The sequence below is a fragment of the Microbacterium sp. BF1 genome (genome assembly GCF_019279095.1).
GTDB classification, from domain to species: Bacteria; Actinomycetota; Actinomycetes; order Actinomycetales; family Microbacteriaceae; genus Microbacterium; species Microbacterium maritypicum.
In genome coordinates, this window is the sequence record NZ_JAGYWT010000168.1 from 1 (window position 1) to 5028 (window position 5028).

The following is a 5028-nucleotide window of genomic DNA, read 5'->3' on the forward strand; positions in this document are numbered from 1 at the left end:
TGCCCCGACTGGAAGGCTGGGGCGAGATCCCACCCGTGAAGAACGGACCATCGCTGGGCGGCTACGGCGCCCTCGCGATGAACACAGCCCTGACCGCATCGATGACGAAGCTTCCCCTCCAGCTGCGCAAGACCCTCACCTGGGACCGTGGCAAGGAACTCTCAGCGCACGCGCAGTTCACGCTTGACACCGGCACGAAGGTGTTCTTCGCCGACCCGCACTCGCCCTGGCAGCGGCCCACGAACGAGAACACGAACGGCCTGCTGCGCCAGTACTTCCCCAAGGGCACCGACCTGTCCCGCTGGTCCGCTGAAGACCTCGAAGCCGTCGCTCTCGCGCTCAACAACCGGCCCCGCAAAATCCTCGGCTGGCGCACCCCCGCCGAGGTCTTCGACGAGCAGATACAGTTGCTCGCAACAGGCGGTGTTGCATCGACCGGTTGAACTCGCCCACGGGTCGTCGTCCCCGCCGCGTTCGCCACCGTCTGCACGTCCACCGTCCCCTCCAAGTTCGAGAACAACCACGTCAGCGTGGTGCCGGCGGTCCCGGTCTTCGCGGACTTCTCCGCGACCGGTTTGCCCTCCGCGCCACTGTACGTCCGAACCCCCGCGATCACACTCGACCCCGGCGCCTGCGACAGCACCGTGTCACCCACGAACAGCGACGAACCTTCTGCGGTGTTGGTGCGCAACAGAATGCTGCCGTCGACGTTGTAGACCGTGTCCTGCGTCACCGACCCGGCGACGACCTTCGACACCTTGCCGGCCTCGTTGAACGTGATCGCCTGACCCGGCCGCCCCGTCATATTGCCCGCGTCATCGTACGAGTACGAACCGGGCCCCACTCCAGCCGGGCCGGTCACGGTGTCCACCGCGTGAGGACGATCCCCGCCCGCCGCCGCGTAAGTGTACGTAGCGGTCGTGGCCGTCCCCATCGTCGAGCGCTTCACGAGTCCCGTGCGGTTACCGGTGGCGTTGTCATACGTGTACTCATGCCAATACGGCTCGAACCCGCCCATCCCACTCGCCGATGGAGCCGCGTCGCACGCAGTCGACGCGTTCGGCGTCCAGGCCCGCGTCAGCTGCCGCAGCGAGTCATACGAATAGCAGGCCTTCTGCGTGCCCTCCGTCGGCAGTACGGAGCTCATCGTCGCAGATGTCACGTTGCCCACCGCATCACGCGTGTACGTACGGTCAGCGACGTAATGACCCACGCCACCGAACACCGCGTTGTCCTTGATCGACAGCACCGCGCCGGTTGCGGGGTCGTACCCATAGGTCGAGTACGCACTGCTCGTCGATCCGTTGAGACGGTTGAACTGCGACAACTGTCCGATGGGCGAATACACCGTGTTCGCGAGGATGCTGGACGTGCCGCGCACGCCGCTCAGCTTTCCCCAGGAGTCATAGCTGTAGCGGATCGTCTCCGCCGGCAGCCCGCCCATCGCGGGCATCTGCTTCACCCACAACGACGAATCCGCGTTGTAGTAGAGAGTCGTCTTGTAGCTCGTCCCGGCGAATGCGGGTGCGCCTGCGGGGATCGACAACGTCGTCTCCAGCGGGTTTCCTGCGGCATCGTACGAACCGACCGTGGTCGCGTACGCCAGCCCCGGCGCGCCAGGAGCGGACCCGGTGTACGCCGTCGACGTCGTGACGAGGCCCTTCTTGACTGTGTCATACGTCCATGACGACAGCATCGCGCCCGACGCGGTGCCGGCGTACGTCGCCGTCTTCCGGTTCAGCTCGTCGTAGGTCGTGGTCACCGTCGTGCCGCGCGCATCCGTCGTCGAGGTCATGTTCCCGGCGAGGTCGTAAGTCGCGGTCGACACACCCGAATCGGCGTCATCCTGACCGACCCGGTTGCCGAGCAGATCGAACGTCCACGTCCACTTGTTACCGGCCGGATCGGTCATCTTGCTCATCCGCCCGCCCCCGTCGTACTCGTACATCGTGGCCTGTCCGGTGCCGGTGATGCCGGCCGCGAGGTACTGGATGAGCTTCGTCTTCTGCCCGAGCGAGTTCGTGAACGTGCTGGTCGACGTTCCCCCGCTCGGCGGAACCATGTCGACCCGATCGGCACCGGGGTAGGCATTGACCGTCTGAGAGTGCACCGCGCCCGAGGTGTTGAGCGTCGAGGTCAGCGCACGCCCGACAGCGTCGTAGCCGGTGACCACCTGGGAGGGAATGTTGTTCTCCGTCACCGGAGTGAAGAACGCTGTTCCGGGCGTGATAGACGCCGTCCAGTAATCGTTGTCGACGAAGTACACCCGACCCTGGTGGTCGTAGTTCGTCGTTTTCACGACCGTGCCACCGCCGACGGCGAGACTCTGCTTCTGCGTCTCTCTTCCGAGCCCGTCGAAGAGCTGATACTTCGAGACGATCCCGCCACCGGTCAGAGTGTCGGTCTTGATCGCGTTCGGTGCTGTCTGCGACAACGTGTACGAGAAGGTCATCGAGGGTGACGCGGGGTTCGCTGATTCCGGTTGCAGCGGCAGCCACACCTTCGTCGAACGCCCCAGCCCGTCGATCGCGATCGTCGTGGTCGAACCGTTCGCGTCGACGATCTTCGTCTTCGCCCCGGTCGTCGGCTCGAACGTCGTCACCGCCTGCCACGAGAACGGAGCCGCGTTCGTCGTGGTCGTCGACAGCAGCGGCAGCGCAGTCGCCGGCGAATATGCCGTCGAGTTCGTGCGCCCCAGTGCATCCGTCTTCGCCAGCGGGCGTCCGAGCGCGTCGTAGGTGGTCGACTCCTTCGTGACCCAGTGGGGCTGCCCGTTCTCATACTTGTCGACGACCTGCGCCGATGTCGGAAGCCCCTTGTCTGCTGCGGCTCCCCAGGCAAGCCCGTCGTAGGTCGTCTTCACGTCGCTGACGAGGTCACGAGGGAATTGTGCTCCGGCCGCCCCGTCGCACGTCGCGTTGACGGTCCGCACCTGGCTGGGCAAACCGATGATCCACGCGGACGTGTTCGCTGCCGCGTAGGTCGTCGTGACGCACGTGCCCGTCGCGTCCGAGGGGATCGTCGACACCGTTAGCGGGTACCCGTAGGTGCCGTCGAATGTCGTGCGCGTCTCGAGCGTGCGATTGCCGCCGGTCGAAAGCGGCTCCGTGACGACCGTCTTCTGCACGCCGCCCATCCGCGCCTGCCGCGTGCCGTCGTTCGATGTGATCCCCGAGGCCCACGGCGTGCTGATCTGCGTCGAGACAAGGTCACCGCCGACGCCGTTGAACGTCTGCTGCTGGTAGGGCTGTCCGGCGAACCACCGTTCGTCCGGGATGCTGGTGCCGGTGACATTGACCGTCTTCACGCCACCACCGGCGGCCGCTCTGTCGCCGTTCATGCCCTGGTAATAGGTGTACTTCGAGACCTTCTGTGCCGCGGGCACCGCAGGGTTACCCTCTCGCACCTCCACCGTGTTCACTCCCGCGAACACATTCCACGTGCGCGAATTCGCGACGGTCAGAGGCGAATCGTTGTACCGCCACTTCGGTGCGCCGTAGAAGTACTGCGTCTGCTGCACCTGGCTCAGCGGCCCCCCGGTCACCCCGTTCACGCTGATCGAGGCGACGGGATACTTGTGGAACAGATCCTGACGCCCGCCGAGCGGGATCGTCGACTGCGGCACCCACCATTCCGGGAAGCACCAACTGGTGTTGTTCGGCAGGTCCGCGAGAATCCCTGCTGCCTGAGCCGGCGTGCACTGCTGAGCTTGGTAGTTGACGCTGATCTCGCCCCCGAGGCTCGTCTTGATCGAGCTCAGCCGCCACTTGTCGAGTGGGGCGAGGCCGTCCACGACCCACACGCGGTTCTGCATCGTCGCACCCGAGAACACCGTCGGCGGCTCCGTGATCGCCGCCTGGCCGGCAGCCGTGCCCGTGCGCTGCACCTGGGTGAGCCAGAGCGCCGCGGAGGTGCCATCCCCCGGGTCAGGGTACGAGTGCCCGAGAGCCCAGGAGTCGACGGTCGAGTACTCACCCGAGACCTTGGCTTGCGACTCCACCTTCACCAGGCTCGCGTTCGTGAAGAACGAGGGCACGATCTGCGAGGCACTGCACGAGGCACCGGTGCACAGCTGGTCGAACGGGACATCCGGGTACTTCGACGGGTTCGCTGGCATCGCCGCGTTGTCCAGAGCCCCAGACGTGCACGATGCGCCAGTGGCGTCGTTGCACCGGCCATTCGCGTCGTAGCTGAAAAGGACCCGGTAGCCCGCAGCCTTCGAAGCGAACAGATCGGTGGCGCGCAGTCCGTACTCGATGCGGGTGAGTGCGCCCCCACGGTGGTAAGCGGTCGCGCCCGAGCCACCCTTGGCGTACTTGTTCGTCTCCGCCGTGTAGTACAGCGTCTGCGCATTGCCGTGCACATCCACGACGTAGTCCAGGTTCCACCGCCAGGCCTGCGAGCAGGACGATGCGGCGAATGTCGAGGCGTGGCATGGTTCGCCTGCATCGTTACCGAAGACCGGGACGGTCCACGTCGAATTCGTCGTCGCATTGCCGGCAGACCAGCCAGGGAGCTGATTGAGACCGAAGTAGTACTGCGTGCCGTCCGTCGTGGTCATCCGCCAGCACTCGTTGTTCACCGTGCCGTTCGCCGCACAGCCTTGAGCCGCACCGACGAGATGCTCGAACCGGGTACCGTCGTCGTTCTGCAGCTTCCAGACTCCGCTGGCCGTGTCCTTGATCAGTGCCCCCGAGCGCCCAGCCATCGACACAGTGGCGTTATCGGTCTTCCAGCAGAGATCGCCCGACGTCTTCACCGCACCACTGGCGCCGTCATCCTTCGCGCACGGGATGTAGCTGCGCTCGATGAATCCGGATGCCGTGAGATCCCATCCCTCGCCGACCACCGACGGCTGGTTGTTCGTCGATGCCGTGAGCCCGTCGACCGACTGGGAGTTGTAGGACAGGCCGACCGACGGCGCCGGCCCCGCACCAGGCGCAGGGACAGCCATGTCGTAGCTCCAGGTGAACGCTCCGGTCTGCTCTGCGACATCCCACGTCGACGAGGACTTCAGTGGCGTGGCCG

The 5028-nt window shown here is 65.6% G+C and carries 1 protein-coding gene and 1 pseudogene; one reads left to right on the top strand and one right to left on the bottom strand.

What is annotated here, in order from left to right; translation table 11 throughout:
- Positions 1 to 443 (top strand): IS30 family transposase (locus KZA10_RS17875; protein ID WP_256934546.1); only part of this gene is annotated, 443 nt, incomplete at its 5' end.
- Between the two features lie 1280 nt (positions 444 to 1723).
- Here KZA10_RS17875 and KZA10_RS18510 read toward each other — a convergent pair.
- A pseudogene (locus tag KZA10_RS18510) lies at positions 1724 to 4954 on the bottom strand (RHS repeat domain-containing protein); the annotation flags it as partial.
- Positions 4955 to 5028 lie beyond the last annotated feature (74 nt).